This window comes from Sanguibacter inulinus (assembly GCF_013415325.1).
In the GTDB taxonomy this organism is placed as follows: Bacteria; Actinomycetota; Actinomycetes; order Actinomycetales; family Cellulomonadaceae; genus Sanguibacter; species Sanguibacter inulinus.
On sequence record NZ_JACBYE010000006.1, the window covers coordinates 29,444 to 45,259 of the forward strand.

At 71.5% G+C, this 15,816-nt stretch carries 13 protein-coding genes; 6 read left to right on the forward strand and 7 right to left on the reverse strand.

From position 1 onward, the window contains the following. Positions 1–70: 70 nt before the first annotated feature. The 3 genes from galK to HZZ10_RS03935 form a co-directional block, all read right to left on the reverse strand. Positions 71–1,300, reverse strand: coding sequence for a galactokinase (gene galK / locus HZZ10_RS03925; protein WP_179912491.1), 1,230 nt, complete (start codon positions 1,298–1,300; stop codon positions 71–73). Next, a complete protein-coding gene (galT, locus tag HZZ10_RS03930; RefSeq protein ID WP_179912492.1) occupies positions 1,297–2,511 on the reverse strand; it encodes a galactose-1-phosphate uridylyltransferase in 1,215 nt (404 codons plus the stop codon). The genes galK and galT overlap by 4 nt, the downstream gene beginning before the upstream one ends. A gap of 68 nt (positions 2,512–2,579) precedes the next feature. Continuing rightward, complete coding sequence (locus HZZ10_RS03935) at positions 2,580–4,817, reverse strand: alpha-galactosidase (protein ID WP_218928417.1); 2,238 nt, start codon at positions 4,815–4,817, stop codon at positions 2,580–2,582. 170 nt (positions 4,818–4,987) lie between these two features. Here HZZ10_RS03935 and HZZ10_RS03940 point away from each other — a divergent pair, with 170 nt between their 5' ends. Then, a complete protein-coding gene (locus HZZ10_RS03940; protein WP_179912494.1) occupies positions 4,988–6,190 on the forward strand; it encodes an ROK family transcriptional regulator in 1,203 nt (400 codons plus the stop codon). 45 nt (positions 6,191–6,235) lie between these two features. Here the strand turns inward: HZZ10_RS03940 and HZZ10_RS03945 are convergent, their stop codons facing one another. Continuing rightward, complete coding sequence (locus HZZ10_RS03945; RefSeq protein ID WP_179912495.1) at positions 6,236–6,562, reverse strand: hypothetical protein; 327 nt, start codon at positions 6,560–6,562, stop codon at positions 6,236–6,238. A 90-nt stretch (positions 6,563–6,652) separates the two neighbouring features. Beyond that, entirely contained in the window at positions 6,653–7,153 is a 501-nt protein-coding gene (locus tag HZZ10_RS03950; RefSeq protein WP_179912496.1) for a hypothetical protein, read from the reverse strand. Between the two features lie 84 nt (positions 7,154–7,237). Here HZZ10_RS03950 and HZZ10_RS03955 point away from each other — a divergent pair, with 84 nt between their 5' ends. Both HZZ10_RS03955 and HZZ10_RS03960 read left to right on the forward strand, forming a co-directional pair. After that, positions 7,238–8,107, forward strand: coding sequence for a hypothetical protein (locus tag HZZ10_RS03955; protein WP_179912497.1), 870 nt, complete (start codon positions 7,238–7,240; stop codon positions 8,105–8,107). Positions 8,108–8,146: 39 nt separating this feature from the next. After that, entirely contained in the window at positions 8,147–8,851 is a 705-nt protein-coding gene (locus HZZ10_RS03960; protein WP_179912498.1) for a DUF1361 domain-containing protein, read from the forward strand. Between the two features lie 87 nt (positions 8,852–8,938). Here HZZ10_RS03960 and HZZ10_RS03965 read toward each other — a convergent pair whose 3' ends face one another. Then, positions 8,939–9,958, reverse strand: coding sequence for an acetylxylan esterase (locus tag HZZ10_RS03965; RefSeq protein ID WP_179912499.1), 1,020 nt, complete (start codon positions 9,956–9,958; stop codon positions 8,939–8,941). 148 nt (positions 9,959–10,106) lie between these two features. After that, positions 10,107–11,201 carry a LacI family DNA-binding transcriptional regulator gene (locus tag HZZ10_RS03970; protein ID WP_218928418.1) on the reverse strand — a complete coding sequence of 365 codons (1,095 nt, stop codon included), beginning with the start codon at positions 11,199–11,201 and terminating at the stop codon, positions 10,107–10,109. 240 nt (positions 11,202–11,441) lie between these two features. Between HZZ10_RS03970 and HZZ10_RS03975 the strand changes: the two genes are divergently transcribed. From HZZ10_RS03975 to HZZ10_RS03985, 3 genes are read left to right on the forward strand one after another with little or no spacing between them, the layout of a single operon-like run. After that, positions 11,442–13,817, forward strand: coding sequence for a beta-xylosidase/alpha-l-arabinosidase (locus HZZ10_RS03975; protein ID WP_179912500.1), 2,376 nt, complete (start codon positions 11,442–11,444; stop codon positions 13,815–13,817). Then, positions 13,814–14,824, forward strand: a complete 1,011-nt coding sequence (locus HZZ10_RS03980) for an ABC transporter permease (RefSeq protein WP_373367316.1) — start codon at positions 13,814–13,816, stop codon at positions 14,822–14,824. The genes HZZ10_RS03975 and HZZ10_RS03980 overlap by 4 nt, the downstream gene beginning before the upstream one ends. Continuing rightward, positions 14,818–15,774, forward strand: coding sequence for a carbohydrate ABC transporter permease (locus HZZ10_RS03985; protein WP_373367317.1), 957 nt, complete (start codon positions 14,818–14,820; stop codon positions 15,772–15,774). Before HZZ10_RS03980 ends, HZZ10_RS03985 begins: the two co-directional genes overlap by 7 nt. Positions 15,775–15,816: the final 42 nt, after the last annotated feature.

Here is a 15,816-nt window from a genome sequence, read left to right on the forward strand (position 1 = left end):
TCTCATAAGATCTTGTAAGACCTGAAAAACTGACGGGTCCCCGGTGGACCAGGTGGTCCACCGGGTGCGGTCAGCTCGCAGGGCCGCCCGCGACCGCGACCAGGAACCCAGGCGCGCGGAGCCCTTCGGACTCGAAGGCTGCGGCGATCTCGCCTGCCACCTGCTCGGCGTCCTCGACACGGACGAGGGCGATCGCGGAGCCGCCGAAGCCGCCGCCGATCATCCGTCCGCCGAGGGCACCGGCCTGCACGGCCGCGTCGACCGCGACGTCGAGCTCGTGGCAGCTGACCTCGTAGTCGTCGCGCAGCGAGGCGTGGGCCGCGGACAGCACGGCACCGACCTCGGACGTCCGTCCGGAGTCGAGCAAGGACACGACCTCGCCGACACGGGCGATCTCGGTGACCACGTGCTTCACGCGTCGCGCGGTCACCTCGGGGTCCTGCCCAGAGGCGTCGAGCGCACCGGGGGCCGCGAGCGTCGCGAGGGCCGCGTCGAGGTCGGTGACCTCGCGCAGCGTCTCGACGCCGAGGACGGCCGCGGCCGCCTCGCAGGTGTCCCGGCGCGCGGCGTACTGACCGTCGACGAGCGCGTGCGGAGCACGCGTGTCGACGACGAGCAGCGCGAGCCCGTCGGAGGCGAGGTCGAAGGGGATCTGGCGGACCTCGAGGCTGCGGCAGTCGAGCAGCAGCGCGTGCCCCTCCTGCGAGCGGAGCGCAGCGGCCTGGTCCATGCCACCCGTCGGTGCACCGGCGATCTCGTTCTCCGCGCGGATGCACGCAGCGACGAGGTGCTGGCGACCTGCGTCGTCAGCCCCGTGCCCGAGGCCGAAGAGCGCGTCGAGACCGATCGCGACCGACCCCTCGAGGGCAGCCGACGACGACAGCCCGGCGCCGTAGGGCACGCAGGACGTGATCGCCACGTCGAAGCCGCCGAGCGTCGCGCCGGCCTGCTCGAGAGCCCACGCGACACCCACGACGTACGCGACCCACCCGGTGACCGTGCCCGGGGCGACGGTGTCGAGGTCGACCGTGACGACGGTGCCGGCCTCCTGCGCCGAGACGAGGCGGACCGTACGGTCTGCGCGGCGCGTGATGGCCGCGTAGGTGCGGTGCGGCAGCGCGAAGGGCAGCACGAGACCGCCGTTGTAGTCGGTGTGCTCACCGATGAGGTTCCCGCGGCCCGGAGCGGACCACACGCCGTCGGGCGCTGCGTCGAAGACCTCGGTGAAGAGGGCACGCGCCTGCGCGCTGCCGTCCTCGACGTCCCAGGCGTCGAGCCAGTCCACGTCGATGCTCGTCATGACGCCACCTGGACCAGGCGGTCGGCGATGCGCTCAGGAGTCGTGTCGGAGATCCACGCGCCACCGCCGGACTCGGAGCCGGCGAGGTACTTGAGCTTTCCGGGGGCGCGCAGGATCGAGAAGATCTGCAGGTGCAGGCGCAGGTCGTCGCGGCCCTCGCGGACCGGGGCCTGGTGCCAGGCGGAGATGTACGGGGCCTTGGTCGGCGTGCCGTCCTCGGCCGCCGGGAAGAACCTGTCCATGCGCCCGAGCAGCTCGAGGTACACGGTCGCGAGGTCTTCACGCTCGGCGTCGGTCAGAGCAGGCAGGTCGGCGACGTCGCGGCGCGGCGCGAGGTGGATCTCGATGGGCCAGCGGGCGGCCATCGGCACGTACGCGACCCAGTGCTCGGACTCGAGCACGATGCGACGGCCCGAGCGCAGCTCGGCGGCGAGGACGTCGGCGAGCAGGTTGCGGCCGGTCCTCTCGCGGTGCGCGCGCGCCTGGCGCAGCATCGTCTCGGTCTTGGGCATGAGGTACGGGTAGGCGTAGATCTGCCCGTGCGGGTGGTGGAGCGTCACGCCGATCTCCTGGCCGCGGTTCTCGAAGCAGAAGACCTGCTCGACGCCGTCGACCTTGCCGAGCTCGGTCGTGCGGTCGGCCCACGCCTCGATGATGGTGCGCATGCGACGAGGGCTCACCTGGGCGAGGGACTTCGTCGAGTCGGGCGAGAAGCAGATGACCTCGCAGCGGCCGACGGCCGGGCGCTGCTGCCACAGGTCCTCGCCGTCGACGTGGGTGATCTCGTCGACGGTCCCGGGGACGCGCATGAGCGAGGAGAAACGGTTCTCGAAGACGACGACGTCGTAGTCCTCGGCCGGGATCTCACCGTCGGAGTACGCGGCACCCGGCTTGGCGGGGGCGAGCGGGTTCGCGTCGGCGGGGGGCAGGTGGGTGCGGTTCATGCGGTGCGCGGCGTGCGGGATCCACTCGCCTGTCAGCACGTCGTAGCGCATCGTCGGACCGGTGACGGGCTGGACGGTCTCGACGCCGTCGGCACCGATCGTCACGACGGGCTCGTAGCGCCCGGGCAGCGGGCGCGGGTCGTCGAGACGGCGCGTCTGCTCCCCCGAGACGTAGGGCTCGGAGTCGTCGAAGTAGAAGAGGTCGCGGCCGTCGGCGAGGGTCGTCGCCGTGCGGCGCACGAGAGGTGCGGAGGAGTCCGTGGTCATGATGGCCTCTGGTTCGGGTGGTGCGGGGTGGGTGGTCGAACGGGTGGAGCAGGTCTCTCGGTGGCCGGTCAGACGGCCTCGACGTGCAGGAGCACCAGGTGCTCCGGGTTCTGGGTCGGCCCCTGGACACCGACGCGGTCGAGCGTGCGGCCCGAGAGCTGGACGCCCTCGTCCCACCACGCGAGGCGGGCGGCACCGGAGCGCGTTCCCATAGCGTCAGCAGGGTCGATCGGCGTGACGCGGTACTGGCGCGCCGGGTCGAGGCCGGGCAGGCGGACGCGGCCGGGGTACTCGTCGGCCCCCGACCCGAGCTGCACGACGGCGAAGATCGCCTCGTCCTGCTCGGTCGAGACCACGCCGTGCACCCAGGTGGTGGGCTGCGGGTGGTCGGCGCGGACGACGGTCCCGGTGTGCAGCAGACCGCGGTGCTGCTTGTGCAGGGCGATCCAGCGGGCCAGCTGTGCCTTGTCCTCGGCGGAGGCCGACGTGAGGTCCCACTCGATGCCGAGGTGGCTGAAGAACGCCGTCCCCGCCCGAAAGCTCAGGTCGTGGCGGCGGCCCGTGGTGTGGCAGTGCGGCGAGCCGATGTGCGAGCCCATGAGCTCCGGCGGCACCAGCAGACCGGTCCCGGCCTCGATGCTCTGCCGCTCGAGGGCGTCGATGCAGTCGGAGGCCCACACGCGGTCCGTGCGCTCGAGGATGCCGAGGTCGACGCGACCGCCGCCGCTCGAACAGCTCTCGATCTCGAGACCGGGGTGCCTGCGGCGCAGCTCGTCCATGAGCCTGTAGACCGCGAGCGTCTGCTCGTGCACACCGGCCTGGCCCGTCGAGGTGTGCCCGGCCTCGACGACGTCACGGTTGAAGTCCCACTTGACGTAGTCGACGCCGTACTCGGAGACGATCGAGTCGACACGCTCGAGGACGTAGTCGTAGGCGCCCGGGTGCCCGAGGTCGAGGACCTGCTGCCAGCGGGCCTCGAGCGGCAGCCTGTCCCCGGGCCGCAAGATCCACTCCGGGTGTGCCCGCGCGAGGTCGGAGTCGGGGTTGACCATCTCGGGCTCGAACCACAGGCCGAACTGCATGCCCAGGCCGTGCACGTGGTCGACGAGCGGCCCGAGACCGTCGGGCCACACGCCCTCGTCGACGAACCAGTCGCCCAGGCCCGCCTTGTCGTCGCGGCGGTGCCGGAACCAGCCGTCGTCGAGGACGTAGCGCTCGACGCCGATCGCCGCGGCCTCGTCGGCGAGGGCCTTGAGCTTGTCGAGGCGGTGGTCGAAGTACACGGCCTCCCACACGTTGATGAGCACCGGGCGCTCGGGGCGTCCGTTCGCGACCGAGGGGTGCTGCGGGCGGGCGCGCAGGTCGGTGTGGAAGCGGCCGGAGACCTCGTCGAGGCCGTCGCCGTAGGAGGCGTGGACCCACGGAGAGGTGTACGTCTCGCCGGCCGCCAGGATGATCTCGCCCGGGAGCAGCAGCTCGCCGGCCGCGAGCTGGCGGGCTCCGTTCATCACCTTCTCGGCGACGACCCGCGAGTTGCCCGACCACGCGACGTGCACGGCCCACACCTCGCCAGAGCGGTAGCCGAAGCCCGTGCGCCCTGCCGCGACGAGGAACGACGCGTCGAGGCCACGGGCCTTGCGCACCTCTCGGACGTGCGTGCCGTAGGTGAAGGGCTTGCGCTGCGCCGAGCGCTCGCGGATCCAGCGCCCTGTGAAGTCGAGGATCTCGTCGGCCTCGGTCGGGACCGGCAGCGAGACGTCGAGGGAGGACAGCGTGTAGGGAGCGCGGTCTGGCGCCGCGGTGCTGGTGACCGAGGAGCGGGTGCGGACGACGCCTGCGGCGGTGAGCTCGATGTCGAGGGTGAGTGCGAGGGCGGCGGCGGGGTCTTCGGCCTGGACCGTCACGCGCTGCGAGCCTGGACGCTCCCCCGCGCCGAGGGTGATCCCCTCGGGCCCGGTGGTGCGCAGGACCGTCGTGAAGTCGGCTCCGGCGCGGTGGCCGGTGATGCCCGGGGTCCCGAGCCAGCCTGCGGAGGCCTCAGGGACGACGGTCAGGGCTGCAGGCTGGTCGAAGCTCGAGCCGGCGACCTGCGGGACGCTCGCGCGGCGCAGCTCGACAAGCTCGGCCTGGGAGACGTCCCCGAGGTCGGCGCCCCAGTGCAGGACGCGCGGGAGGAGGTCACCGGAGACGTCGAGGACGAGGCTGACCCCGGCCGCGCGCAGGTGCAGGAGGTCGGGTGCTGCAGTCGTCACAGGGGTGACTCCTTCGTCAGGGCGTCGTCGCGGGTGGTCAACGTGCACCAACATACGCCACCCGCAGGCATTCTTTCTACGTCGGAACTTAAGAAGGTTGACCATCGCGGACCGACGGCGTTCTCATGCCACCCCACCCTTCTTGACCCACCGGCTCACAGCACCACGCCGCAGGAGAAGGACCCTCTCGGGATAGTTGACACGTGGAATAAACTCGTCCCACCATGACCTTCCCTCTCCAGCCGGCGGTATCGGCGCCGGCAGTCTCGACAGCGTGGACGCCGCTGTCCGGGCCGACGCGCCAGATCGCTCTCGAGGTCCTCCTCGACGGGCCGCTGTCGCGGAGCGCGCTCTCGCAGCGGCTGGGCCTCTCCCCCGGCAGCCTCACCCGGCTCACCAAGCCGCTGCTCGACGCCGGGCTCCTCGTCGAGGCGAGCACTCCGGCGGGCGCCGACGACGCCCCACGGCTCGGGCGTCCGGCCCAGCCCCTCGACGTCGACCCGTCCTCGCACCACTTCGTCGGGGTCAAGCTCACCGGCGACCACGCCTACGCCGCGCTGACCGACCTGCGCGCGAGCGTCCTCGCAGCGACGGACGCGCCGCTCGACGCGACCGACCCTAGGCACGTGGTCGACGTGGTCGCGCAGCTCGTCGACGACCTCGTCGCGGCGCTCGCGACGGTCCGCCCGTCCGCGACGGTCACCGGACTCGGTGTGAGCCTCGGCGGTCACGTGGAACGCCGCACCGACGTCACCCTCGCTGACCACCTCGGCTGGCGCGACCTGCCGCTCGCGGCACTGCTGTCCGAGCGCACCGGGCTGCGGACCGTCGTCGAGAACGACATCGTCGCCGTCACCGAGGCCACGCACTGGTTCGGCGAGGGCCACGGCTGCTCGCGCTTCGCGCTCGTGACGATCGGTGCCGGGATCGGTTACGGCCTCGTCGTGCACGACGAGGCGGTCGAGAGCCCCGAGGCCGGCCTGAGCCTGCTGTCGCACTTCCCGCTCGCCCCCGACGGGCCCGTCGGGCCGTGCGGGCACACAGGCTGCGCGACGGCGATGCTCACGACGGGCGCGCTCGTCACCCAGGCCTCCCGACGCCTCGGCCGGGACGTCACGTACGACCAGCTGCTCGACCTCGCGGCCGCAGGCGACCCCGTGGCCCGCAACCTCGTCGACGCGAGCGGACGCGCGCTCGGCCGCCTCATCGCCGCGGTCGCGAACTTCACGATGCCCGAGCGCGTCGTGCTCGGCGGCGAAGGCGTCCGCCTCGCCGAGGTCGCCACCGACGCCGTCCAGCACGGCCTGCACGGCGACCGCGACCCCCGGACCCACCCGCTCGACATCCGCCTGCAGAGCCCCGAGCTGGCGCACTGGGCACGCGGGGCCGCCGTGGTCGCGATCCAGGCCTTCGTGCTGGGGCGCTGAGGAGCTGGGCGCGCGGAAAGTCGAGGCCCCAGGGGCTCCCCGCCCCTAGCCGTCGGTCGCCTCAGGAGCCACGGTGACGTGGCCTGCACGGTCGACCACGATCTGCTGGTCGGAGCAGACGGGGCCCTCGAGCATGGTCGAGTCCCCCGAGGCTGAGGCCGAGATCACTGCGACGTCACCCGGCGAGCAGCCGTAGCGGTGCAGCAGAGCGCCTCCCATGGAGGGCACGACGACCTCCTCGTCCCCGAGCCGCACCGTGACGGAGTCTGGGCTCTCGTTGCTGATCGTCAGGCCGCCGCTCTCGCTGCAAGCCGTCGTGAGGAGCACGAGCCCCAGACCTACCCCGGCGGCTCGTCGTCGTGTCGTGGTCATGTGCGCCTTCTTCCCCCTGGTCTGCCTGTGCTGGGAGCCTAGGGGCGGCTGGGGGTCGCGGGAGCAGTCGCCCCGAAGCGTTCACCAGACTCACACCGCGCCACCGGCTCGCGCGCCCGACCGTGACTTCGCGCGTAGCCGTCCCACCACGAAGAAGATCGCCGCCACCGCGCACGCGGTCAGTGACACCACCATGAGCACCACGTCGACCGGGGTCAGGTTGTCGACCGCGTCGAGGGTGCCCGTCGAGTCCTGGTGCACCAGCAGCCGCTGCACGAGCGCGACGCCAGTCAGCACCGCGGACGACGCGGCGACAACGGCGGACCTGGTGGCCGCACTGAGCCGACGTGCCGAGGACGGGTGGTGCCGCAGGCTGTCGACCGCAGCAACCGACCACGCCGCTGCACCCAGCAGAGCCGACCAGCCGACCGCACGCTCGAGCGGCGCCGCAGGTGTCGAGCCGGCAGGAGACATGTGCCGGGAGTGGTGCCCGTAGCGTTGCACGACGCACACGACGAAGGCCGCGGCGAGCACGAGCGTGACGACGCCCACGACCTGACGGGCTCGAGCCCGTGACCACGAGTGCTGCACGGCTCGACCGTAGACGGCCAGCGTGGAGGCCGAGCGGGCGGGGTGCGGCGCTCGTGTGCAGGCATCCTCCCCTAAGGTCAGGGCATGACTCGACCCGGTACCCAGGTGCTCCCCAGGCGGTGGTGGGCTCTGCTGCTCGGTGCCGGTGTGATCCTGCTCGTCCTCGGCGCGGTGATGGCCGTGACCTACTCCCTCGCCTTCGTGCAGAGGGGTGAGACGCCCGGCGGCCTGTCGTTGCCCTTCGTCGACGCCTACCCGACGACCACAGACGTGCTGCTCCCACCCTTCGGCGCCTTCCTCGTCGGTGGCTGCCTGACCTTCATCGGCGAGCTGCAGCGACGCGGGGCGATCGTCCGCGGGTACGGGAACAACATCGCGCTGTTCAGGCCGCTCGGTCTGGTGATGCACGCCTTCTGGATCGTGGTGTCGCTCGCCGTGTGGGTCGCGATCGTGCCGCTGACCCTGTCGAAGGCCTCGCTCGACCAGGCCGCGAGCCCGTCGCTGTCGAACCTCGACGGCGGGTCCGACGTCGTCTTCCTCCTAGGCGTCTACGGCGGGCTGGTCGGTGCGATCACCGGAGCCCTCGTCGGCTCCTGGGTCAAGAAGGCCTGGTACCTGCGCACGGAGCGGCGGCTCGGCCCACCCGACCCCGGGACGAGGTCACCGGGCTGGTGGACCTTCACCTACTACTGGCGCGCAGACGTCTGGCTCGTCGCGCTCGGCGGGCTGCTCCTCGGCGTCGTCCCGCTGCCCTGGTTCCTCGGGAGCACGACAGCGGCTGTCGTCACAGCAGGCATCGGCATGGTCCTCGCGGTCGCCGGGCTGGCGTCGAGCACCCAGTACAGACGCTCGGGCATGCCCCTCGGCACGGGTTCCTCGCTCACCGGCGGGGAGACCACTGAGGCCGGTCCGGACCCCACGCCAACACGCCGCAACCGGCACCGACAGCCCTAGGAGCCCGTCATCCCCAGCCTCGTCCTCGGCGTCATCGGCATGAACGTCTTCGCCGTCGTGCTCGTCGTCGCCCGCGCCCGCGCCTTCCACCAGCCGCTGTACAGGCCGATGCTGCTCAACATCGGCCTGTCGATCCTGCCGGTCTTCGTGCTGCTCGTCGGCCTGGTGGCGACCTTCGTCGCGCTCGCCGGCGCGCGCAGCGACTCGACCGAGGGGGCCTTGCACCCTGTCGCGATCACCATCGCCGTGGTGAGCGCGCTCGTCTGGTTGCTGCTGCTGCCGAACGCGAGCTACCTCATCACCGAGCTCAACCTCAGCCACCGCACCGACGACGACCCGACACCGCTCTGGTACGACATCGTCCTGGTCATCACCCTGGCGATGTCCGGGGTGCTCAACCTCGTGGTCAACGTCCTCGTGGTGCAGGTGATGTACGGCATCGCCATGCACCCGACGGACGACGTCGCCGGGCTGACACGGCCCGACACCCGGCTGGTCGCGATCGCGATCATCATGCTCAGCGCGGTCGGCGTGTACCTCGGGCGGTACCTGCGTCTGAACAGCTGGGACGTGACCCACCCGGCGTCCTTCGTCCGCAAGGTGCGCGACCACTTCTCGCAGACCGGTGCTGTGAAGACCTTCCTCGGTTTCACGCTCGTCCACACGATCTTCATCGCGCTGCTGTACCTGACGATCGGCGGGACGATCATCGACCTCGTGGTCGCGTCCCAGCACAGCCGCTGACGAGCAGGCACCGCCTCCCCGCTCCGCGAGGTCGTACCCTCGGCCTCGAGGTCGCCTGGACACGCCAGAACCGACCTCCCAGGCGCTTCAGCCGGCGTGTCCGTACGACCTCGGCGGCACCGGCACGCGCTCCCGGAGCCACTCGAGCTGGCGGCGGACGTGGAGGGCGTCGCCGCCCTCGTGGTGGTTGAAGGGGTACACGCAGATCTGCCGCTCTCCGGTGGCACCTGCTCGGCTGCCGTAGTGGTTGTACGCCGCGAAGACCGTCGACGGCGGGCAGATGGTGTCGCGCAGCGCGACGGCGAAGTGCGCGGGCGCCGTCGCCCGACGGCCGAGGTTGACCCCGTCGACGTAGGACAGCGTCCGCATCACCTGGTCGACCTTCTCGCGCTGGACCGCCAGGTAGGTGACGACCTCGCCGTAGGGGTGCTGGTCGGTGATGCCGAGCGCCCGTCCCACGTGGCACAGGAACGGCACGCTCGTCAGCAGCGCCGCGAGGTCGGGCACCAGCCCGGCGACGGCGAGCGAGAGCCCTGCGCCCTGGCTGTTGCCCGCCGCGACGACCCGGGCCGGGTCGACCCCGGGGAGCTCGCGGACGGCGTCGACGGCCCGGACCGCGTCGGTGATGAGCCGCGTGTAGTAGTACCCGCTCGGGTCCTCGATCCCGCGGGTCACGAACCCTGGCGCCGCGGGACCGCTGCCGACAGGATCGGGGGTGTCTCCCCCGCTGCCGTGCTGGCTGCCCTGGCCGCGGGTGTCCATGACGAGGCTCGCGTAGCCGGCCGCGACCCAGGTCAGCCGCTCGTGCGGGAACCCGCGCCCGCGCCCGTAGCCCGCATACTCGACGACGGCCGGCAGCAGCGTGCCGTCCGTCCCGGCGGGGCGGGAGAACCAGGCCTTGACCGGGTCACCGCCGTGCCCGGCGAAGGTCACGTCCCAGGTCTCGACGAGCGTGAGCCCGGTGTCCACGCGGACCGCGTCGACGAGCACCGGCCGCGCCCGCGCCTCGTCGAGGGTCCTGCGCCAGAAGGCGTCGAGGTCGTCGGGCTCGGGCACCTCCGGGCGGTAGGTCTCGAGCTGGTCCAGGGGCAGGTCGAACAGGGCCATGTGCCGTCCTCGTCGTCGGTCATGTCTGGCCCCGGGCGCCGTCGCCCGGAGCGGTGAAGGTCGTACGGGTGGTGCAGGTGGCGCGGCTCGTGCACGGTCCACCGGCGGCATCAGCCTCGACCGGCGGGTCCGGCACGCACCTCGGATCTCACCCCTCCCAGCGCGCCGTGCTCTCCCGGACGACCAAGGACGTCGCCAGGTCGATGCGCCGGTTGGGGATGCTCTCACCCCGCGCGAGCGAGATGAGCATGCGTGTCGCGGTCCCGGCCATCTCCTTGAGGGGCTGGTTGACCGTGGTCAGCGCGGGTCCGATCCACTCGGTGAGGGGCAGGTTGTCGTAGCCGACCACCGAGAGGTCTTCGGGGACGCGCAGGCCGAGCTCGCGGGCGGCGCGGAGCACCCCGAGGGCCTGCATGTCCGACCCCGCGAAGATCGCGCTCGGCCGGTCGGGCCGCGAGAGCAGCGCGAGGCCGTGCTCGTAGCCGCCGTCGACGTAGAAGTCGCCGTAGCGGGTCAGGCTCGGGTCTAGCGGGACGCCGGCCTCGTCGTGCGCGCTGCGGTACCCGTCGACCCGCGCCCGCGAGCACAGGACGTCGCTCGGACCGGAGATCACAGCCACGCGCCGATGACCGAGGGCGAGCAGGTGCCGGGTCGCGGAGAGCCCGCCGTTCCAGTTGTTCGACCCGACCGTCGGCACGTCCTCGGGCGGCTCGCCCGCGGTGTCGACGACGACGAAGGGGATCGACCGGCTCTCGAGCTGGTGGCGCTGCGAGGCGTCGAGGTTGGAGAGCACGAGCAGCACACCGAGAGGCCTGCGGGCCAGCGCCGCGTCGAGCCACTCCTGGGGAGGCCTGTGCACGCCTCCGAGCTCGGACAGCACGACGCCGACCCCGGCGGCCGCTGCGGCGTCCTCGACACCCCGGATGATCTCGATCGACCAGGCCGAGTCGAGCTCGTGGAAGGCGAGGTCGATGAGCGGCTGCCCGGCCGAGGTCGGCCGCTGACGACGCCGCCGGTACTGGTGACGCTCGAGCATCTCCTCGATGCGCGAGCGCGTCTCGGGCGCGACGTCCGGGCGACCGTTGAGGACCTTGGAGACCGTCGGGATCGACACCCCGGCCTCGGCCGCGATCGACGCGATGGTCGCGGGGGCGGCCGTCCCGGCCTGGGCAGCGGCGACCGCAGACGCGCCCGGCACCCCGGCCTCGGTCGGGGCGTCACCCCTGGTCGTGCGTGCTGCCATGCGGCTCTCACCTGTCGTCCGGTCGCAACTTTCGAGCGACCATAGCACCCGCTCCCCCGCGCTCGGCAGCGGGAAAGCCTGTTCCACGAAACCCTTGACGCCCGTCAAGACTTCACCCTACTGTCACGTCTCAACAGGTATCGCCCTTTCGGCCGATACTTTCGAGACCACGACGGAGTGGTGCGCCTGGCGACGACGCCGGGCGACGGCACGACGACGTGACCGACGACGAGGGGTCGCATGACCACGCAGACATCTGGGGCAGCCACAGGCACCCCCGAGCTGGACGCCCCGTGGAGGGACACCCGGCTCGCACCGGCCGAGAGGGCCGCGGCGCTCGTCGCCGTGATGACCCTCGAAGAGAAGATCGCGCAGCTCGTGGGCGTCTGGGTCGGGGCCGACGCCTCGGGCGGAGGCGTCGCACCGCACCAGGCCGACCTGACGCAGGACGTCCCGCCGTGGGACACGCTCGTCCAGCACGGCCTCGGCCAGCTGACCCGGCCCTTCGGCACGGTCCCCGTGGACCCGGTCTCCGGTGCCAGGTCGCTCGCCGCCTCGCAGGAGCAGATCATGGCGGCCAGCCGCTTCGGCATCCCCGCGCAGGTCCACGAAGAGTGCCTCGCCGGCTTCGCAGCCTGGCAGGCGACCGCCTATCCGGTGCCGCTCTCGTGGGGCGCGTCCTTCGACCCCGCGCTCGTCGCCGAGATGTCCCGGCAGATCGGTGAGTCCATGCGTGCCGCCGGGGTCCACCAGGGGCTCGCCCCGGTCCTCGACGTCACCCGCGACTACCGCTGGGGCCGCACCGAGGAGACCATCGGCGAAGACCCCTACCTCGTGGGGACCGTCGGCGCGGCCTACGTGCGCGGCCTCGAGGACTCCGGCGTCGTGGCGACCCTCAAGCACTTCGCCGGGTACTCCGCCTCCCGCTCGGGACGCAACCTCGCCCCGGCGTCGATGGGCCCGCGCGAGCTCGGCGACGTGATCCTGCCGCCCTTCGAGATGGCGCTGCGCCTCGGCGGGGCCCGCTCGGTCATGCACTCCTACGCCGAGGTCGACGGCGTCCCGGCCGCCGCCGACGAGGGGCTGCTCACCACGCTGCTCCGCGACACCTGGGGCTTCGACGGGATCGTGGTCGCCGACTACTTCGGCGTGAAGTTCCTCGAGACGCTCCACAAGGTCGCGGCCGACGCGACCCAGGCCGCGCACCTCGCCCTGCACGCCGGGGTCGACGTCGAGCTCCCCACGGTCGACGCATACGGGCCGGCCCTCGTCGAGGCCGTGAGGCGCGGCGACGTCCCCGAGGCGCTCGTCGACCGCGCGCTCGACAGGGTGCTCACCCAGAAGGCCGAGCTCGGTCTCCTCGACCCCGGCTGGCAGGCCCTGCCGGACGACGTCGACTCCCTGACCCTCGACGACGCCGAGCGGCAGGACGTCGCACTCCGGCTCGCCCGCGAGGCCGTCGTCCTCCTCACCAACAGGGACGCCACGCTGCCGCTCGCCCCCGGAGCCCGGGTCGCGCTCGTCGGGCCGCTCGCCGACCAGCCGATGGCGATGCTCGGCTGCTACTCCTTCCCCGCGCACGTCGGGGTCCACCACCCCGACCACGCCGTCGGGATCGACATCCCGTCGGTCCGCGCCGCCCTCGCCGAGCACCACGACGTGACCTACGCCCGTGGCTGCGACGTCAGCGACCTCGACCGCAGCGGCATCACCGAGGCCGTCGAGCGCGCCCGCGACGCCGACGTGTGCGTCGTCGCTGTCGGCGACCGCGCCGGGCTCTTCGGCCGCGGCACCTCGGGCGAGGGCTGCGACGCGACGGACCTGCGGCTGCCCGGCGTGCAGGCCGAGCTCGTCGAGGCCGTGCTCGCCACCGGCACCCCCGTGGTGCTGCTGCTGCTCACCGGTCGGCCCTACGCGCTCGGCCACCTCGCCGACGAGGCCGCGGCGGTCGTCCAGGCCTTCTTCCCCGGGCAGCTCGGCGGGGTGGCACTCGCGGAGATCCTCACCGGTGCGGTCTCCCCCTCGGGACGCCTGCCCGTGAGCATCCCGGCCGACCCCGGGTCGCAGCCCGGCACGTACCTCTCGCCGCCGCTCGGGGGCAGGTCCAGCGTGTCGTCCGTCGACCCGACCGCGGCCTTCCCCTTCGGGCACGGTCTCGGTTACGCGTCGATCTCCTGGGGCGAGGCCGTCGTCGTCGGTGCAGAGCCGGGCGACCGGGCCGCATGGCCGGTCGACGGCGAGGTCACCGTCGAGGTGACGCTCGAGAACACCGGAGAGGTCGCCGGGGCCGATGTCGTCCAGCTGTACCTGCACGACCACGTCGCGCAGGTGACGAGGCCCGTCGTCAGGCTCGTCGGGTACGCACGGGTCGCGCTCGAGCCGGGTGAGTCGCGGCGCGTGACCTTCACGGTGCACGCCGACCTCACGTCCTTCGTCGGGCTCGCCGGCCACAGGGTCGTCGAGCCGGGCGACGTGGACCTCCTCGTCTCCAGGTCCAGCACCGACGTGAGCACGACCCTCGGGCTGCGGCTCGTCGGCGACGAGCGCCAGGTGGACCACACCCGCGCGCTCGTCACCGAGGTCGAGGTCGGGGCGCCCACCGGAGGCCGGCCGTGACCGCCCCCGAGGCTGTCGCCCCGCCGCCAGCCGCACCACCTGCGCGGACCGGGGTAGCGCCTGAGAAGCCCGGGCCGACGCGCCGACGCGGCCGGTCGGCCGGGAAGCTGCCGCTGCGCAAGGTCCTGCGCAGGGACTGGCAGATCTACTCCCTCGCCGTGCTGCCGCTGCTCTTCTTCCTCGTGTTCCGCTACCTGCCGATGCTCGGCAACGTCATCGCCTTCCGGCGGTTCCGGCCGGGCGGGAGCATCTTCGGTGACGAGTGGGTCGGCCTGCGCTACATCCAGATGTTCCTCGAGGACCCGACGTTCTGGAAGGTCTTCGGCAACACGCTGACCCTCGGTGCGCTGTCGCTGCTCATCTGCTTCCCGCTGCCGATCATCCTCGCGCTGCTGCTCAACGAGGTGCGCTCGCGCTACTTCAAGCGCTTCGTGCAGACCGTCTCGTACCTGCCGCACTTCTTGTCGATCGTCATCGTGGCCGGGATGCTCATGCAGATCTTGTCCCTCGAGGGCACGGTCAACCAGATCCTCGGGTTCTTCGGCGGTGACGCGATCTCGTTCCTGCAGCAGCCCGAGTGGTTCCGCACCATCTACGTGTCCTCCGAGGTGTGGCAGACCGTCGGCTGGGGCACGATCCTCTACCTCGCAGCGCTGACCACGGTCGACGCGAGCCTCTACGAGGCCGCCCGGATCGACGGCGCGAACCGCTGGAGCCAGACCTGGCACGTCACGCTGCCGGGCATCCGCCCGACGATGGTCACGCTGCTGATCCTCAACATCGGCGCGTTCATGGCGGTGGGCTTCGAGAAGATCCTGCTCATCTACAACCCCATGACCTATCCGACGGCCGACGTCATCTCGACGTACCTGTACCGCGTCGGTCTGGTGTCGAACAACTTCAGCTATGCCGCGGCGATCGGCCTCTTCGAGGCGATCATCGGGCTGACGCTCATCCTGTCCGCGAACGCGATCTCGCGCCGAGCCGTTGGAGCAAGCCTGTGGTGACCACGACAGTCTCCCCGACAGGGACCCCCGGCACGCCCGGGACCCCGCCCCGCACGCCAGCACCCACCCGCACCCGCGGCCTCAAGGACTCGCGCGGCTACCGCGTCTTCCAGGTGGTCAACGCCGTCGTGCTGCTCGGCGTCGTGGTCGTGACGCTGTACCCCTTCGTCAACATCCTCGCGCAGTCCTTCAGCTCGGACTCCGCGATCCGGGCAGGGCAGGTCAACCTGCTGCCGAAGGGCTTCAACCTCACCACGTACCAGCTGGTGATGAGCGACTCGATGTTCTGGACCAACTACAAGAACACCGTCGTCTACACGGTCGTGGCGACAGCCATCGCGATCGTCCTCACCACCTGCTACGCCTACGTGCTGTCGAAGAAGAACCTGCGCGGGCGCGGTCTGCTCATCGGCATCGCGGTGTTCACGATGTTCTTCAACGGCGGGCTGATCCCCAACTACGTGCTCATCACGAGTCTGGGGCTCAAGAACACGCTGTGGGCGATCGTGCTGCCCAACGCCATCTCGGTGTTCAACCTGCTGGTGATGAAGTCCTTCTTCGAGAACATGCCCGAAGAGCTCGAGGAGGCCGCGCAGATCGACGGCCTGTCGACCTACGGCACCCTCGCCCGGATCGTGCTGCCGCTGTCGAAGGCCGTGCTCGCCACGATGCTGCTCTTCTACGCGGTGAGCTTCTGGAACTCCTGGTTCGCGGCCTTCCTCTACATGGACAAGGCCGAGCTGTTCCCGGTGACCGTGTACCTGCGCAACCTCATCTCGGGCGCCACCTCGGCCAGCTCGACGGGCGCAGGCGTGGCCGAGGTCGCCCAGGTCTCGGCGAACATCCAGGCCGTGACGATCATCCTCACCGTCCTGCCCATCTTGTGCCTCTACCCGATGATCCAGAAGTACTTCGTGTCGGGCGTGATGCTCGGCTCGGTCAAGGGCTGAGCGCACCTGCCACCAACCTCCGAACGATCCGACCGACGAAGT

Bases quoted from the DNA above. Each gene is read 5' to 3' on its own strand.
- galK (WP_179912491.1), bottom strand. From the start codon at position 1,300: ATGACGAGCATCGACGTGGACTGGCTCGACGCCTGGGACGTCGAGGAC.
- HZZ10_RS03940 (WP_179912494.1), top strand. From the start codon at position 4,988: ATGACCTTCCCTCTCCAGCCGGCGGTATCGGCGCCGGCAGTCTCGACA.
- HZZ10_RS03960 (WP_179912498.1), top strand. From the start codon at position 8,147: ATGAACGTCTTCGCCGTCGTGCTCGTCGTCGCCCGCGCCCGCGCCTTC.
- HZZ10_RS03965 (WP_179912499.1), bottom strand. From the start codon at position 9,958: ATGGCCCTGTTCGACCTGCCCCTGGACCAGCTCGAGACCTACCGCCCG.
- HZZ10_RS03945 (WP_179912495.1), bottom strand. From the start codon at position 6,562: ATGACCACGACACGACGACGAGCCGCCGGGGTAGGTCTGGGGCTCGTG.
- HZZ10_RS03970 (WP_218928418.1), bottom strand. From the start codon at position 11,201: ATGGCAGCACGCACGACCAGGGGTGACGCCCCGACCGAGGCCGGGGTG.
- HZZ10_RS03935 (WP_218928417.1), bottom strand. From the start codon at position 4,817: ATGTTGGTGCACGTTGACCACCCGCGACGACGCCCTGACGAAGGAGTC.
- HZZ10_RS03975 (WP_179912500.1), top strand. From the start codon at position 11,442: ATGACCACGCAGACATCTGGGGCAGCCACAGGCACCCCCGAGCTGGAC.
- HZZ10_RS03955 (WP_179912497.1), top strand. From the start codon at position 7,238: ATGACTCGACCCGGTACCCAGGTGCTCCCCAGGCGGTGGTGGGCTCTG.
- galT (WP_179912492.1), bottom strand. From the start codon at position 2,511: ATGACCACGGACTCCTCCGCACCTCTCGTGCGCCGCACGGCGACGACC.